2 protein-coding genes are annotated in these 1,353 nt (G+C 74.0%); both read right to left on the bottom strand.

The genetic code is table 11. From position 1 onward, the window contains the following. Positions 1–714: cobyrinic acid a,c-diamide synthase CobB (locus G6R24_RS20995; protein WP_163550842.1), on the bottom strand; the 714-nt coding region annotated here is incomplete at its 3' end. Continuing rightward, entirely contained in the window at positions 708–1,316 is a 609-nt protein-coding gene (gene cobO, locus G6R24_RS20990; protein WP_163550841.1) for a cob(I)yrinic acid a,c-diamide adenosyltransferase, read from the bottom strand. The genes G6R24_RS20995 and cobO, both read right to left, overlap by 7 nt. Positions 1,317–1,353 lie beyond the last annotated feature (37 nt).

The raw sequence follows: 1,353 nt of genomic DNA, 5'->3' as shown, positions 1-1,353 counted from the left end.
GCGCAGCAGGGCGTCCAGGTCGCAGGTGGTGGCGACCAGGTGAGCGAGGCGGTCGACGGCGGCGACCGCGGCGGGGCGGCGTTCGGCGGCGGGGACCAGTCCCAGATGCCGGGACGGGGTGTGCACGGTGGTCTCGCGGGGCAGCGCGCCGAACACGGGCATGCCGATGTCGGCCAGCGCGTCGGTGAGCAGCCGGCGGTGGCGTGCGGAGCCGACCCGGTTGAGGATGACACCGGCCAGGTGCAGCCGCGGGTCGAACATCCGGAAGCCGGTGACCAGCGCCGCGATCGACCGGGACGCCCCGGAGGCGTCGACGACCAGGACGACGGGGGCGTCGAGCAGCCGGGCGACATGGGCGGTGGAGGCGTGGTCGGCCTGCTCGCCGGCGCGGGGCGTGGCGACCCCGTCGAACAGGCCCATCACGCCTTCGACGACGGCGATGTCGGTGCCGGCGGCGGCGTGGGCGAACAGCGGGGCGAGCCGCTGCGGTCCGCACAGGACGGCGTCGAGGTTACGTCCGGGTCGGCCGGTGGCCAGCGTGTGGTAGCTGGGGTCGATGTAGTCGGGGCCGACCTTGTGTGGGCTGACCCGCAGGCCGCGGGCGACCAGCGCGGCCATCAGTCCGGTGGCGACGGTGGTCTTGCCGGCGCCGGAGGTGGGTGCGGCCAGCACGAGCCGGGGCAGGTCGAGGCGGCGCGTCGGGCCGGTCACCATTCGATGCCTTTCTGGCCTTTCTGGCCGGCGTCCATGGGATGGCGGACCTTGGTCATCTCGGTGATGAGGTCGGCGGCGTCGAGCAGGGGGGTCGGGGCGGCCCGGCCGGTGATGACGACATGTTGGGCACCGGGGCGGGTGCGCAGGGTGTCGACGACCTCGTCGAGGTCGAGCCAGCCCCAGCGCAGCGGGTAGGTCATCTCGTCCAGGACGTAGAGCCGGTAGGTCTGCGCGGCCAGGTCGCGGCGGATCTGCGCCCAGCCTTCGGCGGCGGCCGCGGCCGGGTCACCGGCGGGGTCGACGCGGTTCTGGATCCAGCTCCATCCGGCGCCCATCCGATGCCAGGTGACGGTGCCGCCGGCGCCGGACTCCCCCAGTGTCTCGAGGGCCTTCTCCTCGCCGATGCGCCATTTCGCCGACTTGACGAACTGGAAGACGCCGATCGGCCAGCCCTGCGCCCAGCCGCGCAACGCCAGACCGAACGCGGCGGTCGACTTTCCCTTGCCGTCGCCGGTGTGCACGATCAGCAGCGGCCGGCCGCGGCGCGCCCGGGTGGTCAGCCCGTCGTCCGGCACCGTGGACGGCACCCCCTGCGGACTCATCGGGACAGCTCCTTGATCTCGACGCGGACGGCCCGTG

Source organism: Candidatus Frankia nodulisporulans (genome assembly GCF_902806475.1).
GTDB lineage: Bacteria > Actinomycetota > Actinomycetes > Frankiales > Frankiaceae > Frankia > Frankia umida.
Note: the sequence above shows the minus strand (reverse complement) of the source record. Positions and strands in the feature narration are given on the sequence as shown.

Excerpts from the sequence above, each read along its gene's own strand:
- cobO (WP_163550841.1), bottom strand. The coding sequence starts at position 1,316 with ATGAGTCCGCAGGGGGTGCCGTCCACGGTGCCGGACGACGGGCTGACC.